We start from the raw sequence: 18,949 nt of genomic DNA, 5'->3' as shown, positions 1-18,949 counted from the left end.
AATGGGCTGAGAATTACCCCGAATTACTCAAACCAAGGAGTTTCAGACATGCGCCTTATCCGACTTTTCGCCTTCGCGGCTCCCCTGGCAATGCTGCTGCCACTGAGCGCTCAGGCTGCCTGGCCTGCGGGCGTGAAAGAGCAATACATGAATGACTGCACCAAAGCCGCCAGCCAAAGCGTCAACCCGACCGTGGCCAAGCAGCACTGCACCTGCGGTGCCGACGTCCTGGAGAAGAAATTCACCTCTCAGGAAATCGCTCAACTGATGGACAAGAACACCCCGCCAAGCGGCGAGCTGGGCCAGCGCGCACTGAAAGAAATCTCGGTTTGCCGAGTGCAGAAATAATCTGTGGCGAAGGGATTTGCGGGCGTTCTGCAGGCCGGAATCGGTCAAAACGACCCTGAATCCGATATTTTACGCAGGTTTTATAGCTTTTTTTACACCCCTTCGTTTCGGCTGAAAGCCGCTGAAACCGGGGGTTGTAGCCATTCAGAATGTCGAAACATCCGCAATATGAAAGCAAACAGCACGTCCGGGGGGCTACCAAAGCGAACATTTCGACTATGATACTCCGGTGTGCCCAGTTGGCCTGAGCAGCACAGTACTACTGAAAATATATGTTTCTTGGAGATACACCATGTCTAATCGCCAAACCGGCACCGTTAAATGGTTCAACGATGAAAAAGGCTTCGGCTTCATCACTCCTCAAGGTGGCGGTGACGACCTGTTCGTACACTTCAAAGCTATCGAATCCGACGGTTTCAAAAGCCTGAAAGAAGGCCAGACCGTTTCCTTCGTGGCTGAGAAAGGCCAAAAGGGTATGCAAGCTGCACAAGTTCGCCCAGAGTAATTTCTCGGCGCACTAAAAAAACCCCGTCCATGTGACGGGGTTTTTTATGGGCGTTACTAAAGCCTGTGCGACTCAGCCGCAGCTGGCCCGGGTGACCACCAGATTGCTGTCGGTATTGAGGTTCAGCCGATCAGAACGGTATTCCAGGGTGATCATGTCGTCAGGCTTGAGGAACCGGGCATTCTGCGCGCCGGCCTTTTTGCGCGCCTGCTCCAGCAATTCCGGCGAAGCCTTTTTGCCGACGGTGAACTCTGCAGCTGTTGCCTCGCAACGACTGTGACCGGTTTCGGCCGCCACGGGATCTTTCTGCGACTCACTGGAGGTTGTGTTGCAGCCAGCCAGCATGGCAACCGCCATCAGAGTACCCAGTGACGCGAGCTTCCAAGGCATGAAGCCTCCTTTTTTCAATAGTTGAGCGAACATCGTGCGACCGCCGATACAGCGTTTGGTTTCATGACTTGCGCCACTCCCCTGCCCCACGATCAGAAAAACGGCGAGTTTGCCTGAGCTACGCCTGATACTTCATCACACAATCGTCACTGAATATGAACGGCGCTCAGTAAACATCAATGTAGTCATAGGGTGGGTTCGGCCAGTTGTCCTTGAGCGCGTTGAATATCTGCATCACCCAGACCTCGTCGCTCGCCGCAACGTTGCCCACATAGCCCGAACCCTTGGCCCAGGTTTCCAGACGAAACGACAAGCCATCGATATCCTGACCACCCGTGACGCCCGAAGAGATATACGCAATGCCGCCCTTGGTCACACGCAATTGGGTGTGCTCATCATCACTGGCAGAGGCCAGCATCAGACGCACAGCGTCCAGCGTCAGGCCGCCGGGGGAATTCAAATCGATCTGCACAGCTCAGTCCTTGGTTTTTCGGAGACGACCAAGTGTCGCATAGCCCTGCGTTCATGCCTAAGTCGCAGTGCCAAAGGCCGGACAAAGTGGTTAACTCAAGACTCCAATCCCGTGACCTTTCGAGCCCCATCATGACGACCGTAAGCATCTCAGCCGACATCAAGGCCCACTGGCCACAAGGCCATAGCTCTTACAGTCCGGGCAGCCCGGAGGAATTGGCATTGATCAGCATCGACCTGCTGGTCAAGACACTGGGAACGCAAGCCGCGCAATCATTTATCGCACAGCTGTTCGAGAAGTATCCGAATGACTTCAAAGGCACATCGGACATCGAGAAAGAATAAAGGCCCGCAGGCTGGCACCTGCGGGCCTGTCGCTTACTTCAGACGTTTCAGGCGTTCGGTCAACAGATCGAAGAAGCCCTGAGCATCACCATTTTCCACCCAGAAGGCATTTTTTGGCGCTTTCAGGCCGTCATACCAGTCGACGATGGTCTGACCGAAGGTCGGACCTTCACGGCTGTCGACCACCACGTTCACCGAACGGCCGGTGAACAGTTCCGGTTTGAGCAGGTAAGCCACGACCGTAGCGTCATGCACCGGGCCACCCGGGATACCGTAGTGCTCCATATCACCCTTGATGTACTCGTTGAGGATATCGCCGACAATCTTGCTCGCATTGTTGTTCAGCGCCGCGATCTGTTTCAGGCGCGCATCGCTGGTGAGGATCTTGTGGGTCACATCCAGCGGCAGGTAAGTCAGTTTCACGCCGCTTTTGAGCACAACTTCAGCCGCCTGCGGATCGGCATACAGGTTGAACTCGGCCACTGGCGTGATGTTGCCGCCGTTGAAATGGGCGCCGCCCATGATGACCACTTCCTTGATGCCCTGAACGATCTCCGGCTCCTGGATCAGCGCCAGCGCCAGGTTGGTTTGTGGCCCAAGCATGGCAATGGTGATGCTGTGCGGCTTGGCTTTTTTCAGGGTGTCGATCAGGTAGTTGACCGCATTGCCTTCAGCCAGGCCTTTTTTCGGTTCGTGCACTGTGACACCCGACAGGCCTTCCTTGCCATGGATGTTCTCGGCGTAGATCGGCGTACGCATCAACGGTTTCGGTGCGCCGGCGTAGACCGGCACCTCTTCGCGCCCTGCCCACTCACGGGCCAGTCGCGCATTGCGAGAGGTCTTGTCGAGACGCACGTTGCCAGCCACGGTGGTCAGCGCGCGAATATTCAGCTCCTCCGGCGATGCCAGAGCAAACAACAGGGCCACCACATCATCGGCACCCGGATCGGTGTCGATGATCAGATCGATCTTTTCCGCCGCCTGGGCGCCGGTCGCGGTTATCACGGACAAAAGCAGAAGACTCCGGATCAGTTGGTGCATTTTTTGAGCATAGCGGTGCATGGCGCATTCCTTGTGCATTTGAAATTGAAAGGGACTGAACCCGTTAAAACGTAACCCCGGCCACCAGCACGATGTTGCAGTACGGCTGACATTCGCCTGTACGAACAATCGCTCGCGCCTGTCGGCTGAGAACCTTGAATTGCTCATGACTGAGCAGATCGCGTCGCCCGATTGCACCTTCTTCATTCAATGCGTCCAGCGAAGCCAGCGCAGTGGGTTGTTTGTCGAAGATTTCCTGGGCGAGCACATGACTCTCCACCTGCATTTCGCTGAGCACGACCTTCAAGGTGCTGACGAAATCCGGAACACCGTGGGTCAGCGCGAGGTCGATCAACTCGACGCCCGGCGGCACAGGCAAGCCGGCGTCGCCGATCACGACCATGTCGCCATGACCAAGGGAGGCGATAAGTCGAGACAGCGCGATATTGAGCAAAGGAGTCTTTTTCATGCGGGTTTGAACGCCTGTACGTCGGATGAAGTAGGAATGGACGGCTGGGCACCCGCTCGAGTAACCGACAGCGCCGCAGCTATCTGACCAAAACGAATGGCCTCGGCTTCGGTTTTGCCAGCGGCCAGCGCTGCCGCGAAACCGCCGACGAAGGTATCCCCGGCAGCCGTGGTATCGACCGCCTTCACTTTGGGTGCAGGAAAATGCTGGTTACCCGAGCCGTTGGCGAACAATGCCCCCTGAGCACCCAGCGTGACGATCACGTTGCCTGCCCCCATGGAAATCAGCTGGGCAGCCGCTTTTTCAGCGCTTTCCAGGGAGTCCACCGGCAAACCGCTGAGAGCGGCAGCCTCGCTTTCATTGGGAATCAGGTAGTCGATGGAGGCAAACCAGTCTGCAGGTAACGGGCGGCTGGCCGGGGCCGGGTTCAGGATGACTGTCTTGCCCAGTTCACGGCCGCGCTTGAGCGTATGACCGACGGTAGCATCGGGAATTTCCAGCTGACAAATGATCACATCCGCCGCCTGCAGCACCGCGTCGAACTGGTCGATCACCGCTGGCGTCATCGAGCCGTTGGCCCCGGCGACGATGACGATCGCATTCTGACTGTTGTCATCGACCACAATCAGCGCTACGCCACTGGAGTCCTCGACCACGCTGACCGCCTGACAATCGATCTGCTCGACCAGCAATGCCTCGCGCAATTGCACGCCATAGTCATCATTGCCGACACAACCGATCATCGACACCTGCGCGCCCAACCGGGCAGCGGCCACCGCCTGGTTGGCACCCTTGCCACCCGACACCGTGGCGAACGAATGACCAATCAGTGTCTCACCACCCCGGGGCAAACGAGGCGCCCGGGTGACCAGGTCCATGTTCAGGCTGCCTATTACCACTACATTTGCGGGCATACATCACTACTCATCAATTCGGTTTCAGCGATATTCGGTAAACACGCCTGCCAGCGGCGCAGTCGACTCTCGCAAGACAATACTCGGGGTCACGATCCGCTGATCAGTGGCCAGATCCGGGGTGGCAATTCTTCGCAACAACACTTCCGCCGCCATTTCACCCAGTTGCAGGATCGACTGCCCCACAGTGGTCAGCGCCGGATACACGTAACGGCTCATCTGGATATCGTCGAAGCCGATCACCGACAACTCCGCAGGAACGCGCACATTGCGCTCGGCAGCCGCCCGCAGCACGCCAATGCCGATCATGTCGTTGCCGGCAAAGATTGCACTGGGAGGATTATGCTCAAGCAGAGCCGCAGCTGCGTTATAGCCGCCCGTGCTGGTGAAATCGCTTTCCAGCATCCGCGATGGCGGCACGTCAATACCCGCCTCTTTCAAGGCGCGGCAAAATCCGGCCTGACGCATTTGCGCAACACTGGTGCTCGCCGGACCGCCAATGGTGGCGATATCACGATGCCCAAGCTCGATCAGGTGCCTTGTTGCCAGATAGGCGCCATATTCATGGTCGATGCGCACGAGATCGGCGTCCACCCCTTCCAGGCCCCGGTCAACGATCACCATCGGCGTCTTGACCCCGGCCAGCCCCTGCACCAGGCCACTGTCACCGCCAGCTGAGGCGACGATCAAGCCATCGATACGCTTCTCCAGCAACACCCGCAGATAGCTGCGCTGTTTTTCCGGATTGTCGTCGGAGTTGCAGAGAATCACGCAGTAGCCATTACGCTCACAGTAATCCTCGATCCCGCGTGCCAGTTCGGCAAAGTACGGGTTGAGGCTGTTGGGCACGAGCAAGCCAATGGTGGCAGTCGTCTTGGCCTTCAGCGATCGGGCGACGGCGCTCGGTACATAGTCGAGGCTCTTGATCGCCGCCTCGACTTTCAGCCGCACCTCCTGACTCACCGGCCGGGTGTTGTTCACAACATGGGAGACGGTCGTGTAGGAAATCCCTGCAAGCGCCGCCACATCCTTGATCGTTGCCATGTCTCAGCCCCGCCGGCTTGCGCGTTGGCTACGATACGTATCGAGCACTACCGCGATGACGATCACTGCGCCGGTGATGATGCGCTTGGTCGGCTCGGTTGCGCCGATCTGCGCCAGACCGGCCGCCAGCACGGAGATGATCAAGACGCCGAAGAACGTACTGATGACCGAACCACGGCCGCCCATCAGGCTGGTACCGCCGATCACCACAGCAGCGATGACTTGCAGCTCAAGGCCGGAACCGGCGTTCGGGTCGGCAGCTTCCAGTCGGGAAATCTGGAACAGCGCCGCGATGCCGGCCAGCAGGCCCATCAGACTGAACACCAGAATCTTGTAGGGCTTGGGGTTGATGCCCGCCAACCGCACCGCTTCCTCATTGGTACCGATACCGATCAGGTAGCGACCGAACACGGTTCGGGTCAACACCGCCTGAGCAATGAAGATCACCAGCAAGGCGATGATGAACGACGGCGAAATACCAAAGGCGATCGGGTTCGACAGCCAGGCGAATGAATCACCGATGTAAGCGGTACGCGAACCGGTCATCTGATACGCCAGACCCCGGGCCATCTCCAGCACACCGAGCGAAACGATAAACGATGGAATTCGCCAGGCAACCGTGATCGAGCCAGTCACCGTGCCGGCCAGTGCCGCTACTGCCATGCCAAGCAGCGCAGCCGGCAGGACGCTCCAGCCCCAGCCCAGGATCGCCACGCTGACGGTCGATGCCGCAAGCGCCAGCACTGAACCCACCGACAGGTCAATCCCGCCGATAATCAGCACGAAGGTCATGCCCACCGCCAACACCATCAGGTCGGGGATCTGGTTGGCCAGGGTGCTGAAGGTGTTGTACGACAGGAAGTGGCTGCTCATGACCGAGAACAGCGCAACCATCGCCAGCAAGGCACCGGCCAGGCCCAGGTAAGTACCCAGGCCGTAGAAGTTGCCACTACGTTTACCGGCAGAAGATGCAGTTTTCATGGGAGATCCCTAGGCGCGGCTTCGTTGAGCAACGCATCACGTTTTTGGTAGCCGGCGAACGCGGCGGCAAGCAAGTCATCCTGGGTCCAGCTGTCACGCTCGAACGTGTCGATCAGACGCCCCGCCGACAGCACCCCGATGCGGTCGCAAATCAGCATCAACTCGCGCAGGTCGCTGGAGACCACCACCAACGCCTTGCCCTGCCGGGTCAGCTTGCCGAGCAGGTTATAAATGTCGAACTTTGCGCCAACGTCGATGCCGCGGGTTGGCTCATCGAACAGCAACACCGAGCAGTCGCGCTCCAGCCAGCGTCCGATCACCACTTTCTGCTGGTTGCCGCCGGACAATTCGGATACGAGTTGAGTCGGGCTCGAACTGCGGATGCGCATGGCGTCGATCTGCCGTTTGGCCAGAGAGATTTCGTCATCATTGTTGACGAAACCACCGCTGGAAATTTCCGGCATATTGCCCAGAGCAATGTTGGCGCTGATCGACTGGCTCAGCAGCAGGCCTTCACCCTTTCGGTCTTCAGTGATCAGGGCAATGCCGTTACGCACCGCGTCGACCGGCGAGCGGATACTCACCACCTGCGCCGGCGAACCGAGAGCAACGCTGCCGCTGTCGGCAAGATCGGCGCCGAAGATCAGGCGCAACAGCTCCGTGCGCCCTGCCCCGATCAATCCGGAAATGCCAAAAATCTCACCGGCACGCACTTCGAAGGACACATCGCGCACCTTGTCGGAGCGAGTGAGGCCTTTGACCGTCAATGCAGGGGCACCGATATTGCGCGGCCCCATGTCCATGTGTTCGCCCAACTCGCGACCGACCATCAGGGTGACCAGTTGTTCGCTGTTGTAATTAGCCATCGGCTCGACGCAAACAAGATTGCCGTCACGCAACACGGCAATGCGCTGTGCGACTCGGGCCAGCTCTTCAAGACGGTGGGAGATATAGATGATCGCAACGCCGCGTGCCTGCAGCCGGGTGATCTGCTCGAAGAGCATTTCGACTTCGCGAGCGGTGAGCATCGCGGTCGGCTCGTCGAGGATCAGCACATGGCAATCACCGATGAGGTTGCGCGCAATCTCGACCATTTGCTGGTGACCGATGCCCAGCTCACCGACCAGCGTGTCCGGGTCGATGGCATCCAGGCCGACCTGCGCCATTGCTTCGATTGCAGCTTTGCGCAGTTGCTTGCGGCTGATCCAGCCACCGTTGCTCGGCAGGTTGTCGAGAAACAGGTTTTCCGCTACCGATAGGGTTGGCAGCAGATTGAGCTCTTGCATGACCATGCGCACACCAAGCTCTTCAGCCTGTGTACGACTGCCGGGGCGATACTCCTTGCCCTGGAACTGCATCTGCCCGGTGGTCGGGGTTACCAGGCCACCAATGATCTTCGACAGGGTACTTTTACCGGCACCGTTCTCGCCGGTCAGCGCCAGCACTTCACCGCGCATCAGCGTCAAGTCGATGCCGGTGAGCACCGGCTGCGCATAGGTCTTACCGATACCGCTGACCGAGAGGACAGCGTTCGGGGCGGAAACTGACATAAAAACTCTCCATGCGCTCGCCCGGACGGACGAGCGCCATTGTGTCGCCGAAGGACTACTTCTTGGTGACCAGCTCGACCGGGGTTTCGATGACGCCGTTGGCGCCACTGTCGACTTTCTCGCCCTTGATGATTTTCAGCGCGGTCTCGATGCCGAACACGGCCTGTTTGGCGGCGAACTGGTCAGCGGTTGCGAGTACGCGGCCATCCTGCAGCATCGGCTTGATGGCGTTGATGTTGTCGTAACCTACGACCTGCACCTGCCCGGCCTTGCCGGCAGCACGCACAGCGGACACAGCGCCGACGGCCATGCTGTCGTTACCGGCCAACAGTGCCTTGACGTCCGGGTACTCGCTGAGAATCGACGCGGCCACCTTGTTGCCCTTGTCGATTTCCCAATCGCCGGACTGCAGGGAAACAACCTTGATCTGCGCGGCTTCCATCGCATCCTTGAAGCCAGCGGTACGCTGCTGGGCGTTGGTCGTTGTGGAAACGCCTTCGATGATGCCGACTTCGTCACCGGCCTTCAGCTGTTTGGCCAGGTACTCGCCCACCAGGCGTGCGCCCTTGCGGTTATCCGGGCCTACGAACGGTACGGAGATATTTTTGCTTTTGACGACAGCCGGATCGAGCTGGTTGTCGATGTTGATCACGGTGATACCGGCATCGACGGCTTTCTTGATCACCGGCACCATAGCCTTGGAGTCAGAAGGTGCGATGACCAGTGCATTGACCTTCGCCAGAATCATCTGCTCGACGATGCGGGTCTGGCCTGCCGTGTCAGTTTCGTCCTTGATGCCGTTGGAGATCAGGTCGAAATCGGCGGAGTGTTCTTTCTGGTAAGCCTTGGCGCCGTCTTCCATGGTAAGGAAGAATTCGTTGGCCAGGGACTTCATGACCAGTGCGACCTTGGGTTTTTCCGGGGACTCGGCGAAAGCCGAAGAGACAGGTAGTGCGGCGGATGCGGCAGCCAACATGGCGACAGCGAGAAGACGTCCAGCGAATGGCAGCTTCATGGGTTCACTCCGATCTTATGATTATTGTGAGCAACGCTTGCGCTGGCGTAAGCTTCGCTGCATTCCACGTCGAGTTCGACTCATCGCGAAGGCCGCGCAAACGTTTGCGTAGACCGAACTATGCGAACCCTGCCGACATTTGTCAACAATCAGAAATCGGTTTTGATTGTAGGGCGAATCTGCATATTCGCCCCTTGAATGCTCAAGCCGTGGTGTTGACCAGATTGCCGCCAGACGAACCCTTGGACATTTCCTTGACCAGAGCAGCGGAGACTTCCAACAGCGCACCGCTTGTTTGAGCGATCTGCCCCTGAACGGCCATGACCGCCTGCGACTTCGCTTCCGGAGTCGGATAGCTCGCAGCTTGTGCCGCGGCCAGTCGCTGTTGCTGCTCTTGCAATTGCTTCTGTAATTCCTGCATACGCTTCAGCAGCATCTTGACGGTGAGGCTCAGGTTATCGCCATCCCCTTCAGCCTTGCTGTCTTCTTGTGCGGGACCGCCAGTCTTGACCTGATTGTTCTCTGGTTTTTCTGCGCCCAGCGCCTCGGTTGAAGCATCCGCTTGCGCTTCACTCATCGTATTGATCGTTGCTGCGGTTTTGCCGCCGATGGTGACGGCACCGGGGTTTGAAAAACCGATCGTCAGTGACATGTGAACTCCCTCAATTCCAGTTTCCTTTAACACCCATCGGCCTGCAGGAAGCTTTCTTTAGCAGAGAATCCCAATCCGGCAACCGCACTTGTTCTGCAAAAGACGTAGTCCTTTTCGGAGAGCCGAACACGAAAGCCTTCAATGTTCGGAATACCGGATAATCGATTCAGCCAGGAACTCCTCAATTCATAAATTATTGATATAAATCATCAAGTTAAACATTTCTCTAAAGCAAAGTACGGCTGGTACAGATCCTGCTCCCTCCCTGCACCCCTGGCATTCAGATCGGCCCGGGGCGCATCTAGATGAACCTGCACCAGCACCGTCTCACTACTAGAGAGAAAAATAATGAAATCTGCTTTCAACACATTGGTTCCGGGCGCTTTGGCCCTGTTGCTGCTCCTGCCCTCCGCCCTTCAGGCAAAAGAAGTCGAAACCCAGACCAAACTGGCCAACGTGGTGGTCCTTGCCACAGGCGGCACCATTGCCGGCGCTGGCGCCAGTGCGGCCAACAGCGCTACCTATCAGGCCGCCAAGGTCGGTATCGAACAATTGATCGCCGGCATCCCTGAGCTGAGCAAACTGGCGAATGTGCGTGGCGAGCAAGTCATGCAGATCGCGTCGGAAAGCATCACCAACGAAAACCTGCTGCAACTGGGTCGCCGCGTATCCGAACTGGCCGACAGCAAAGACGTCGATGGCATTGTCATCACCCACGGCACCGACACCCTGGAAGAAACCGCCTACTTCCTGAACCTGGTGGAGAAAACCGACAAGCCGATCATCGTTGTCGGCTCCATGCGCCCAGGCACCGCCATGTCGGCGGACGGGATGCTCAACCTGTACAACGCAGTCGCCGTCGCCAGCAGCAAAGAAGCCCACGGCAAGGGCGTACTGGTGACCATGAATGATGAAATCCAGTCCGGCCGCGATGTCAGCAAAATGATCAACATCAAGACCGAAGCGTTCAAGAGCGCATGGGGCCCGCTGGGCATGGTGGTCGAAGGCAAGTCCTACTGGTTCCGCTTGCCAGCCAAGCGCCACACCATGGATTCGGAATTTGATATCAAGAACATCAAGAGCCTTCCTGACGTAGAAATCGCCTATTCCTACGGCAATGTCGGCGACACCGCTTATAAAGCCCTGGCTCAATCCGGCGCCAAAGCCATCATCCACGCTGGTACGGGCAACGGCTCGGTGTCTTCTCGCGTCGTCCCGGCCCTGCAGGCTCTGCGCAAGGATGGCGTTCAGATCATTCGCTCTTCCCACGTCAATGCCGGCGGCTTCGTTCTGCGTAACGCCGAACAGCCGGACGACAAGTACGACTGGGTCGTGGCTCATGACCTGAACCCACAGAAGGCCCGCATCCTGGCGATGGTCGCCCTGACCAAAACCAACGACAGCAAAGAGCTGCAACGGATGTTCTGGGAGTACTGATTCGCCCTCGCCCGGTCTCATCCTGACCGGGCACTTCTCTCACCACTCGCCGCTCTGGTGGGTGGTGCAATTACCTACACCGCCCTCACACCTTTCCTGCACAAATATTTCGGATGAGCCACATCAAAACCGGAAAACCGCTGTCAGAGGATTTTCTTGATTTTTAAGCAGTTGCGAAAATGACTACAGTTAAATACTGTATGCACGTACAGCTTAATAAGGATAACCTCGTGGCCACTTCCCCTGATGCTCCCGATGCTTACGAACGCATGGGCATGCGTGTTCAAAAGATCATCAACTCCCCCACCGCACAAAAAGCCAAAGCCGCTCTGATCTTCCGTCTACCGGATGAACCGATGGATGAGTGGGAGCGCCTGCTGGAAGAGATCGACGAGAACGACAACGTCACCCTCGCCTATCGAGACGATGGCGGCGTGCAGATTTTCTGGGTTGTACCGAAGGAAGATTGACTCAATGATTGTCCGTTTTTTTGCTTTGCTTTTACTGTTCATTTCTCTAGGCGCCCACGCTGGCGCGCCCCGCACCTTCACCGAGGCCAAGAAGGTCGCGTGGAAGCTGTACGCCCCACAATCCACCGAGTTTTATTGCGGGTGCAAATACACGGGCAACAAGGTCGACCTGGCGGCTTGCGGTTATGTACCGCGTAAAAATGCCAAGCGCGCCTCCCGCATTGAGTGGGAACACATTGTCCCGGCCTGGGAGTTCGGCCATCAGCGCCAGTGCTGGCAGGAAGGCGGACGCAAGAATTGCACGCGCTATGACCCGAGCTACCAGAAAGCCGAAGCCGACCTGCACAACCTGGTTCCCAGCATTGGCGAGGTCAATGGTGATCGCAGCAACTTCAGTTACGGTTGGCTACCGGTCGAAAAGGGTCAGTATGGCTCCTGCCTGACCCAGGTCGACTTCAAGGCGAAGAAGGTCATGCCCCGCCCTTCGATTCGCGGCATGATCGCCCGCACCTATTTCTACATGAGCAAGCAATACGGCTTGCGCCTGTCGAAGCAGGATCGCCAATTGTATGAAGCGTGGGACAAGACGTACCCGGTGCAAGACTGGGAGCGCCAGCGCAATCAGAGCGTGGCGTGCGTGATGGGTCGGGGCAACGAGTTTGTCGGGCCGGTGAACATGAAAGCCTGCGGCTGATCGTTCGCGCAAAAGAAAAGGCCTCGCGCTTCAAGCTCGAGGCCTTTTTTGTGGTTAGCTGCCGGGCTTGTTGTAACGCCAGTAGCCCATCAGATTGAGTGATTCGCGAGGAATGCCGCGCTCCTTGATCAGGTATCTGCGCAAATTCATGACCGCAGCGGACTCACCGGCGACCCAGCCATAGAAACCGTCAGAGGCTGTTTCAGCGATTTCCCAGAGAATCTCCTGATCGATATCGACGTCAGCCAGCTCTATAGCCTGATTGACCATCGATGCGTCGACAGGTAGCGCCGCCTTTCGCACCGCCTCCACCATCAGTGTCCCGGCAATCGTCGCTCCCGCCTGCTCTCGGATCAACCACTGCACCGAAAGGCCAGGCCAGTCCGGGACTGCAAGCATATCCTGGGCACTGTCGACCTCGAAGAACACTTGAGTCTGGGGTGGTTGTGCAAGCTCTGCCAGCTCCTCGAGAATCCCCATCGCGGCGGGCAATGCCGTTGAGTCGGCGACCAGCAATAGCTGCTGAAGGGTTTGCGGAGGCTTCCATTCAAAGCCACCCGCTTCCTCGGCCGAGAACCGGCTATCGGGCGCCAGAATTTGCATCGATTCGCCCGGCTGCGCCCGAAGAGCCCAGCGAGAAGCCGGCCCGGTTTCGCCATGCAGTACAAAGTCGATGTCGACTTCGCCCTGATCGGCACGCAAATGACGAATGGTATAGGTGCGCATCGCCGGGCGCCGATCCGCGTGCATTGAGCGGAAACGAGCGTACCAACCCTCACCCTGAGAGAGCCGGGCTGGCGAACCGTCCGCAGCCGGGAAAAACAGTTTGACGCGCTGATCAGGCGCCCAGGTTGCCATCTCGGCAACAGCCGGGCTGGCGAGCGTAATCCGCATGAGATGCGGGCTCAGCTGACGCTTGTGACGTAAAACGACGTCGAACAACTTGTAGGGGTTGGCGGAGGCCATGCGGAGCTCCTTCTGAGAATCTTCGGTGACTCCTGTAAAAACGAATCACACCGGACACCCTTTAGTCAGCTCCGCTGAAAGGAATGCTTACTGCGCTGCGGTACGTTCGATCACCAGCGTCTCGATGTTCTGCTTTTTCGCCTTGATCAGCGCCGCATTCACATCAGCCTGTTTCGCTTCGGCTTCAGCTTTGGAATTGAATGGCCCCAGCAGGATCCGGGTTTTTCCGCTGGCATCCTTGATGACATTGGCGATAAACGCATGCTCGATCAACCACCCGCTAAGATCACTGACAGCCTGAGGCGTTTCACCGCGCACCTCCAGATCCCACTGCGGCCCGGACACGGCTGCCGGCGCTGCCACCGCTACCGATTTTGGCTTTTGCGCATCCACGCTCTTGCCTTCACCACATCCCGCCAATGCCAGTGCCGCGACTACCCAGACCAATTTGCGCACAACGCTTCCCTCTGAATTCTCGAAAGGGGGATCTTAACATTCGTGAATACTTTCAGAGCCCCGCAAAATGGGCACAAAACAACGAGATTGATGAATGCAGCACCTGTATAGTTACGCGCTGGGAATTAATGCCGCATCTGCGCGTCAGAAAGAGGCACCCAAACCGTGAGACTTCGCACTAATCTATACGTACCACCGACCTCTGCACTGTCTGAATCAGGTGCCCTACAAAGCAATCAAGGAGAAGACCATGCTGATACTCACCCGCAAAGTCGGTGAAAGCATAAACATTGGTGATGACATTACGATCACCATCCTCGGCGTAAGCGGCCAACAGGTTCGCATCGGCATCAACGCGCCAAAGAACGTTGCCGTACACCGCGAAGAGATCTACCAGCGCATTCAGGCTGGCCTGACCGCACCGGACAAGCCACAAACCCCCTGAGCCCTGCCGCAGTCAGTAGCCAGTCCGTTCACCTTCGCGTAATGACTGGCTAAAGATCCGAGCGCCGTATTGCCATCCCCCACCTCATTGGTGACGGCGCAGGCTATTTCCCCTCCTGCTGCAACTCCCTCCCCCCTTCTTCGCAACCGATACTAACCATCATTTCAATGGCTGGCTGTCGGACGTTTCCGAATAAAAGCAGGGAATCGCGCCCGCCTAGCCGAACGTCACCCCACGCGCCATCCCGGTGGCCGCTATCACCATCAGAACCAGCAACAGCGCTTCGGCATGACTGATTCGTGCAAACACCTTGGCCCGCCCAGTGTCGAGGGGCGTTCCGCGCGCCTGACCGACGCGCCATTTGATCAACGTAATCATCGGTGCAAGCTCCAGAAGCAGAATCAGCACAAACAACGTCATCTTCAAATGGAACAGCGGCTGATGCAGATAGTAATCGGCGCCCTTTTCATAACCGCCAAAAGCTCGCATGCCACCCGTGATCAGCAGCACCAGCGCAGATATCCCCCATAGATTGTCAGCGAGCAGAACCCGCCGAACTTCACCAGCCCCGGCAGCCAGTCGGCTGAATGCCGTTCCGCGTGTCAGCACGGCCCAGAACCCCAGGGCAAATGCCAGCAGATGAACCGCAGCAAGAAACCAATGAACCAGCATCGATGAACCCCCGTCAGACTGAGATGAAAAATCGGCCAGACAGTAGTAGTCGAAAAAGTGTGGACTTGCCCGATGCCGCGCCAGAAAGGCACTCCGGTTGAGGGAGTCGGCAGGACGAAAGCCTGGGGAGGGGTAAATCGCAGGCAAAAAAAATCCCAAGCAGCTGATGGAAGCTTGGGATTTAAAAATGCATAAACCGTGGTGGTGAACGCGGGGCGGATATTACTGATATTTTCATTATGTAACAACGTATTTTTGATAACCGGTTGGTTCAATAGAATCGTAAGCCATTCAATATCCACATTATTTTTATGGTCTGCCAGGATCTGGCTCACCGTATGGCTTTGTGGAAAAACCATCGCCAGCAAGCAAACCCTTTTAGCCGCCCGTCACCCAAGCCGCACGCTCATCTCGTCCACCCCTCCAACAAGCAGATACCCTGAACTGAGGATTGGTCGATGAACAGAAAAATCGCAGCACTAGCCTTTGCTGGTCTTTTGTCGGCGAGCCCTATCGTCTCCATTGCCGGATCTGCCGTACCACCTGCCGCCATTCCCGGAGTGAACCAAGGTGGATCCGATTCCAAAGAAGACAAGGCTGACAAAAAAGGTGAAGAAGCATCCGGGTCAAACTCCGGAGCCGAGTCGCATGAAACCGACAAGGATTCAGCCAGCTCAAGCGGCTCGAAAGAAACCACCAAAGAGCCAAAGCAGTGAAGATGGCGCTGCCTGCATGGAAGACGTAGGGTATTGAAGCAATGGGGTTAGCTGGCTTTATACCCCATACTCAGGATTTGACCGCTACTGAAATACTTCGAGTTGTCCATGCAATTGATCCAATCGTCGAAGGTGATCTCGAAACCACGACACACAAGACAGTCGAGCGCAGGGAAGCATTTCCACTTACCCTCGACCAAGCCAGCGGCATATGCCATATGACGAGGCGTCAACCATCTATAGAAAGTTTTGCGGTGTCACGAAATGAAGCCACATCGTATTTCCTGCATGATCCTTTGCTGCGTAGGCTCATTTGCAAACGCAACGGATATACCCATCACAAAGGGAATGTCTTTTTTAAGCGCTCGAAAAGAGCTGATCAATCATGGCTGGAAACCATATATCACAAACGAGACAGAGCTAATTGGCACTGAGATCCTGCTCAAAAGAAGAGGCGTTGTAGAGGTAGAGCGATGCACACAAGGGGTGCAGTACTGCGAATTCAATTACAAAAAAAACAATAGGTGCCTGGTCATCTCGACGACCGGCGAAGAAATAAAGGACCTGGTCATAAATGGCTGGGGCTTCACATGCCCAGAAAAATACTAGCCATGCGCCAATCGTCGGCCTCGCCTACCGCGGCCGACAACCAAAATGATGAAAACGAATAAGGCAGTGGAGCACATAAAGATGTGCTCCGAGCTGACGCTCGAGGCGGCGCTTTGCAAATCGCAGACAACAAAAAAGGGCCCACCTTTCGGTGAGCCCTTCTAGACCGCCCAGCAGAGCGGATTTTGTTTGGTAGGCGCGATTGGACTCGAACCAACGACCCCCACCATGTCAAGGTGGTGCTCTAACCAACTGAGCTACGTGCCTGCTGTGAGGCGGCATTCTACGGAATTCCGGAGGGGTGTCAACACCTTTTTTTCACCTAACCCTATGAATATGCAAAATATTTAATTTCGACCCACCGCAAGAAGATTTCCCGGTAGCTGGCGGAGGTTTTTCAACTCGGGTAGGATCGTCGCACTCGTAAAATATATTAAACAGAGGCTGCAGGATGGCGAACACCCCTTACCCAGAGTCTTATTACGCGGCGTCAGCCAACGCCGTACCACCACGCCCTGCCCTGCAGGATGACGTGGAGACGGATGTCTGTGTGATTGGCGCTGGTTATACGGGACTTTCCTCGGCCCTGTTCCTGCTGGAAAACGGTTTTCGCGTAACCGTGCTGGAAGCCGCCAAGGTCGGCTTTGGTGCCTCGGGGCGCAATGGCGGGCAAATCGTCAACAGCTACAGTCGTGACATTGACGTAATTGAGCGCAGCGTTGGCCCAAAGCAGGCTCAATTGCTCGGGCAAATGGCATTCGAGGGCGGCCGGATCATTCGTGATCGCGTCAGCAAGTACAATATCCAGTGCGATCTGAAGGACGGCGGTGTATTCGCAGCCATTACTGCCAAACAGATGGGTCACCTGGAAGCGCAGAAACGCTTGTGGGAACGCTTCGGGCACACCCAGCTTGAACTGCTCGATCAGCGCCGCATCCGCGAAGTGGTGGCCTGCGATCAATACGTCGGCGGCATGCTCGACATGAGCGGCGGCCATATCCACCCGCTCAACCTGGCGCTGGGCGAAGCCGCTGCCGTGGAGTCCCTGGGCGGCACTATCTATGAACAGTCACCCGCGGTGCGCATCGAACGCGGCGCCAACCCGGTCGTGCATACGCCGCAGGGCAAGGTCAGGGCCAAATTCATTATCGTTGCCGGTAACGCTTACCTCGGCAACCTGGTGCCGGAACTGGCAGCCAAATCGATGCCCTGCGGCACGCAGGTCATCACCACCGAACCACTCGGTGATGAACTGGCCAAAACCCTGCTGCCGCAGGATTACTGCGTCGAAGACTGCAATTACTTGCTCGATTACTACCGCCTTACTGGCGACAAGCGCCTGATCTTCGGCGGCGGTGTGGTCTACGGCGCGCGGGATCCGGCGAATATCGAGGCGATCATCCGCCCGAAAATGCTCAAGGCGTTCCCGCAACTCAAGGACGTGAAAATCGACTACGCCTGGACCGGCAATTTCCTGCTGACCCTGTCGCGCCTGCCTCAGGTCGGACGCTTGGGCGACAACATCTATTACTCCCAGGGCTGCAGCGGCCATGGCGTGACCTACACGCACCTGGCCGGCAAGGTACTGGCCGAGGCGCTGCGAGGCCAGGCCGAGCGCTTCGATGCGTTTGCCGACCTGCCGCACTATCCGTTCCCCGGCGGGCAATTGCTGCGCACGCCGTTTGCCGCACTGGGCGCGTGGTACTACGGACTGCGCGACAAGCTCGGTTTTTGACGCGCAAAAAAAGGGCCGCTGAAAAGCGGCCCTTTTTACATCCAGCATGAATCACAACTGATCCCGCGCAATCCCGCTGCGAATCCGCAGGATATCCGCGAGCACCGCCAAAGCGATTTCCGACGGCGTCTTGCTGCCCAGGTTAAGGCCGATCGGCGCATGAATCCGCGCCAGTTCGCCCTCTCCCAACCCACCAATCCGACGCAATCGCTCGAAGCGCTTCTGCGACGTCTGCTGCGAGCCCATTACGCCGATGTAGAACGCTTCTGTGCGCACCGCTTCCATCATCGCCAGATCGTCGATACGCGGATCATGGGTCAACGCCACCACCGCCGTATCACGGTGGCAACCACCATCGGCGATGAACACCGACGGCAATTGCCGGCGAATCTCCACGCCATTGAGCACCACGCCTTCCAGCACTTCATCACGCGGGTCGCAGAGAATCACTTCGAAGCCGAGACCCACTGCGAATTCCGCACACGCCTGCGCCACGCTGGAATAGCCGGCCAGCAACAAACGCTGAGCAGCACCGATGCGGATCCGTACCCGGTCGATTTCACGCTCGATCCGTGCACCCTGCTCGCGATCCGCAAAAAGGCTACGCGCGCCCGTGGCCAGATCGACCTCGCGAATCAACCGGCGCTGACCCAGCAACGCCGATTCAAGCTCACGCAGATGCGCCCGCACTTCGCAGTCAGCGTCAAATTTCTCTACCAGCACATCGAGAATGCCACCACACGGCAGGCTGACCCGCGAACGCGGATCGTCCCCTTCGCCATAGCGCACCACGTTGATCGCATCGAGAAATGCACCTTCGGCGACACGCTCGAGAAAATCCTCCTCGACGCAGCCACCGGACAGCGACCCGATCCACTGTCCGTCGTCGTTCACCGCCAGCAGCGAACCCGGCGCGCGCGGCGCCGAGCCGTAAGTGGTCAGCACGGTGCAGAGCCAGATGCGCTGTCCCGCCGTCGACCATTCCAGCGCCCGACGCACAACCTGCAGATCGAGATGCTGCATG

Annotated in this window: 24 protein-coding genes and 1 tRNA gene; 9 read left to right on the top strand and 16 right to left on the bottom strand. The window is 57.5% G+C overall.

Annotated features, from left to right (window positions below):
* Positions 1-48 precede the first annotated feature (48 nt).
* Positions 49-348 (top strand): hypothetical protein, encoded by a 300-nt coding sequence (locus AC07VV_RS25405; protein ID WP_096821277.1) that lies wholly within the window; start codon positions 49-51, stop codon positions 346-348.
* 292 nt (positions 349-640) lie between these two features.
* Complete coding sequence (locus AC07VV_RS25400; protein WP_003179963.1) at positions 641-853, top strand: cold-shock protein; 213 nt, start codon at positions 641-643, stop codon at positions 851-853.
* Between the two features lie 72 nt (positions 854-925).
* Here AC07VV_RS25400 and AC07VV_RS25395 read toward each other — a convergent pair whose 3' ends face one another.
* Both AC07VV_RS25395 and AC07VV_RS25390 read right to left on the bottom strand, forming a co-directional pair.
* Entirely contained in the window at positions 926-1,243 is a 318-nt protein-coding gene (locus AC07VV_RS25395) for an I78 family peptidase inhibitor (protein ID WP_096821276.1), read from the bottom strand.
* Positions 1,244-1,409: 166 nt separating this feature from the next.
* The gene (locus AC07VV_RS25390) at positions 1,410-1,715 is read right to left on the bottom strand and encodes a hypothetical protein (RefSeq protein WP_192560243.1); all 306 of its coding nucleotides are present in this window, start codon (positions 1,713-1,715) and stop codon (positions 1,410-1,412) included.
* A 131-nt stretch (positions 1,716-1,846) separates the two neighbouring features.
* On the opposite strand from AC07VV_RS25390, the gene AC07VV_RS25385 reads away from it, so the two are divergent.
* Positions 1,847-2,059 (top strand): hypothetical protein, encoded by a 213-nt coding sequence (locus AC07VV_RS25385; protein WP_495037803.1) that lies wholly within the window; start codon positions 1,847-1,849, stop codon positions 2,057-2,059.
* A gap of 33 nt (positions 2,060-2,092) precedes the next feature.
* Here the strand turns inward: AC07VV_RS25385 and AC07VV_RS25380 are convergent, their stop codons facing one another.
* The 8 genes from AC07VV_RS25380 to AC07VV_RS25345 all read right to left on the bottom strand — a co-directional run bounded on the left by AC07VV_RS25380 (position 2,093) and on the right by AC07VV_RS25345 (position 9,725).
* Entirely contained in the window at positions 2,093-3,121 is a 1,029-nt protein-coding gene (locus tag AC07VV_RS25380; protein ID WP_096821274.1) for a nucleoside hydrolase, read from the bottom strand.
* A 43-nt stretch (positions 3,122-3,164) separates the two neighbouring features.
* Positions 3,165-3,569, bottom strand: a complete 405-nt coding sequence (gene rbsD, locus AC07VV_RS25375) for a D-ribose pyranase (RefSeq protein ID WP_495037802.1) — start codon at positions 3,567-3,569, stop codon at positions 3,165-3,167.
* On the bottom strand, positions 3,566-4,483 hold the full coding sequence (gene rbsK / locus AC07VV_RS25370) for a ribokinase (protein WP_495037801.1): 918 nt from the start codon (positions 4,481-4,483) through the stop codon (positions 3,566-3,568). Before rbsK ends, rbsD begins: the two co-directional genes overlap by 4 nt.
* 24 nt (positions 4,484-4,507) lie before the next feature.
* Entirely contained in the window at positions 4,508-5,527 is a 1,020-nt protein-coding gene (locus AC07VV_RS25365) for a LacI family DNA-binding transcriptional regulator (RefSeq protein WP_495037800.1), read from the bottom strand.
* Positions 5,528-5,530: 3 nt separating this feature from the next.
* Positions 5,531-6,508: an ABC transporter permease gene (locus tag AC07VV_RS25360; RefSeq protein ID WP_025111208.1), complete on the bottom strand. Its 978-nt coding sequence runs from the start codon at positions 6,506-6,508 to the stop codon at positions 5,531-5,533.
* A complete protein-coding gene (locus AC07VV_RS25355) occupies positions 6,505-8,058 on the bottom strand; it encodes a sugar ABC transporter ATP-binding protein (protein WP_495037799.1) in 1,554 nt (517 codons plus the stop codon). The genes AC07VV_RS25360 and AC07VV_RS25355 overlap by 4 nt, the downstream gene beginning before the upstream one ends.
* A gap of 55 nt (positions 8,059-8,113) precedes the next feature.
* A complete protein-coding gene (locus AC07VV_RS25350; protein ID WP_495037798.1) occupies positions 8,114-9,073 on the bottom strand; it encodes a sugar ABC transporter substrate-binding protein in 960 nt (319 codons plus the stop codon).
* A 202-nt stretch (positions 9,074-9,275) separates the two neighbouring features.
* The gene (locus tag AC07VV_RS25345; RefSeq protein WP_495037797.1) at positions 9,276-9,725 is read right to left on the bottom strand and encodes a hypothetical protein; all 450 of its coding nucleotides are present in this window, start codon (positions 9,723-9,725) and stop codon (positions 9,276-9,278) included.
* Between the two features lie 348 nt (positions 9,726-10,073).
* Here AC07VV_RS25345 and AC07VV_RS25340 point away from each other — a divergent pair, with 348 nt between their 5' ends.
* From AC07VV_RS25340 to AC07VV_RS25330, 3 genes are all read left to right on the top strand, one after another.
* Positions 10,074-11,162 carry an asparaginase gene (locus AC07VV_RS25340; RefSeq protein WP_096821269.1) on the top strand — a complete coding sequence of 363 codons (1,089 nt, stop codon included), beginning with the start codon at positions 10,074-10,076 and terminating at the stop codon, positions 11,160-11,162.
* A gap of 200 nt (positions 11,163-11,362) precedes the next feature.
* Complete coding sequence (locus AC07VV_RS25335; RefSeq protein ID WP_166219800.1) at positions 11,363-11,632, top strand: DUF1654 domain-containing protein; 270 nt, start codon at positions 11,363-11,365, stop codon at positions 11,630-11,632.
* 4 nt (positions 11,633-11,636) lie between these two features.
* Positions 11,637-12,326 carry an endonuclease gene (locus tag AC07VV_RS25330; RefSeq protein ID WP_495037796.1) on the top strand — a complete coding sequence of 230 codons (690 nt, stop codon included), beginning with the start codon at positions 11,637-11,639 and terminating at the stop codon, positions 12,324-12,326.
* Between the two features lie 54 nt (positions 12,327-12,380).
* Here AC07VV_RS25330 and AC07VV_RS25325 read toward each other — a convergent pair whose 3' ends face one another.
* On the bottom strand, positions 12,381-13,292 hold the full coding sequence (locus AC07VV_RS25325) for a siderophore-interacting protein (protein WP_495037795.1): 912 nt from the start codon (positions 13,290-13,292) through the stop codon (positions 12,381-12,383).
* A gap of 87 nt (positions 13,293-13,379) precedes the next feature.
* Positions 13,380-13,748: an SPOR domain-containing protein gene (locus AC07VV_RS25320; RefSeq protein WP_495037794.1), complete on the bottom strand. Its 369-nt coding sequence runs from the start codon at positions 13,746-13,748 to the stop codon at positions 13,380-13,382.
* Positions 13,749-13,998: 250 nt separating this feature from the next.
* On the opposite strand from AC07VV_RS25320, the gene csrA reads away from it, so the two are divergent.
* Positions 13,999-14,193, top strand: a complete 195-nt coding sequence (gene csrA / locus AC07VV_RS25315) for a carbon storage regulator CsrA (RefSeq protein ID WP_003179932.1) — start codon at positions 13,999-14,001, stop codon at positions 14,191-14,193.
* 216 nt (positions 14,194-14,409) lie between these two features.
* Here the strand turns inward: csrA and AC07VV_RS25310 are convergent, their stop codons facing one another.
* Both AC07VV_RS25310 and AC07VV_RS25305 read right to left on the bottom strand, forming a co-directional pair.
* Positions 14,410-14,865, bottom strand: a complete 456-nt coding sequence (locus AC07VV_RS25310; protein ID WP_495037793.1) for a DUF2214 family protein — start codon at positions 14,863-14,865, stop codon at positions 14,410-14,412.
* The gene (locus AC07VV_RS25305) at positions 14,796-15,233 is read right to left on the bottom strand and encodes a hypothetical protein (RefSeq protein WP_495037792.1); all 438 of its coding nucleotides are present in this window, start codon (positions 15,231-15,233) and stop codon (positions 14,796-14,798) included. Before AC07VV_RS25305 ends, AC07VV_RS25310 begins: the two co-directional genes overlap by 70 nt.
* Positions 15,234-15,323: 90 nt before the next feature.
* On the opposite strand from AC07VV_RS25305, the gene AC07VV_RS25300 reads away from it, so the two are divergent.
* Positions 15,324-15,581 (top strand): hypothetical protein, encoded by a 258-nt coding sequence (locus AC07VV_RS25300; protein WP_096821263.1) that lies wholly within the window; start codon positions 15,324-15,326, stop codon positions 15,579-15,581.
* A 799-nt stretch (positions 15,582-16,380) separates the two neighbouring features.
* On the opposite strand, the gene AC07VV_RS25295 is transcribed toward AC07VV_RS25300, so the two are convergent.
* Positions 16,381-16,457 (bottom strand) — tRNA-Val (locus AC07VV_RS25295).
* 184 nt (positions 16,458-16,641) lie between these two features.
* Between AC07VV_RS25295 and AC07VV_RS25290 the strand changes: the two genes are divergently transcribed.
* Positions 16,642-17,925, top strand: a complete 1,284-nt coding sequence (locus AC07VV_RS25290; protein WP_273539243.1) for an NAD(P)/FAD-dependent oxidoreductase — start codon at positions 16,642-16,644, stop codon at positions 17,923-17,925.
* Between the two features lie 51 nt (positions 17,926-17,976).
* On the opposite strand, the gene AC07VV_RS25285 is transcribed toward AC07VV_RS25290, so the two are convergent.
* Positions 17,977-18,948 carry an XdhC family protein gene (locus AC07VV_RS25285; RefSeq protein ID WP_495037791.1) on the bottom strand — a complete coding sequence of 324 codons (972 nt, stop codon included), beginning with the start codon at positions 18,946-18,948 and terminating at the stop codon, positions 17,977-17,979.
* Between the last annotated feature and the right edge of the window lies 1 nt (position 18,949).

The sequence above is a fragment of the Pseudomonas sp. GW821-FHT02C04 genome, assembly GCF_059421845.1.
The sequence above is the reverse complement of the archived record's forward strand: the minus strand, read 5'-3'. Positions and strand labels throughout refer to the sequence as shown.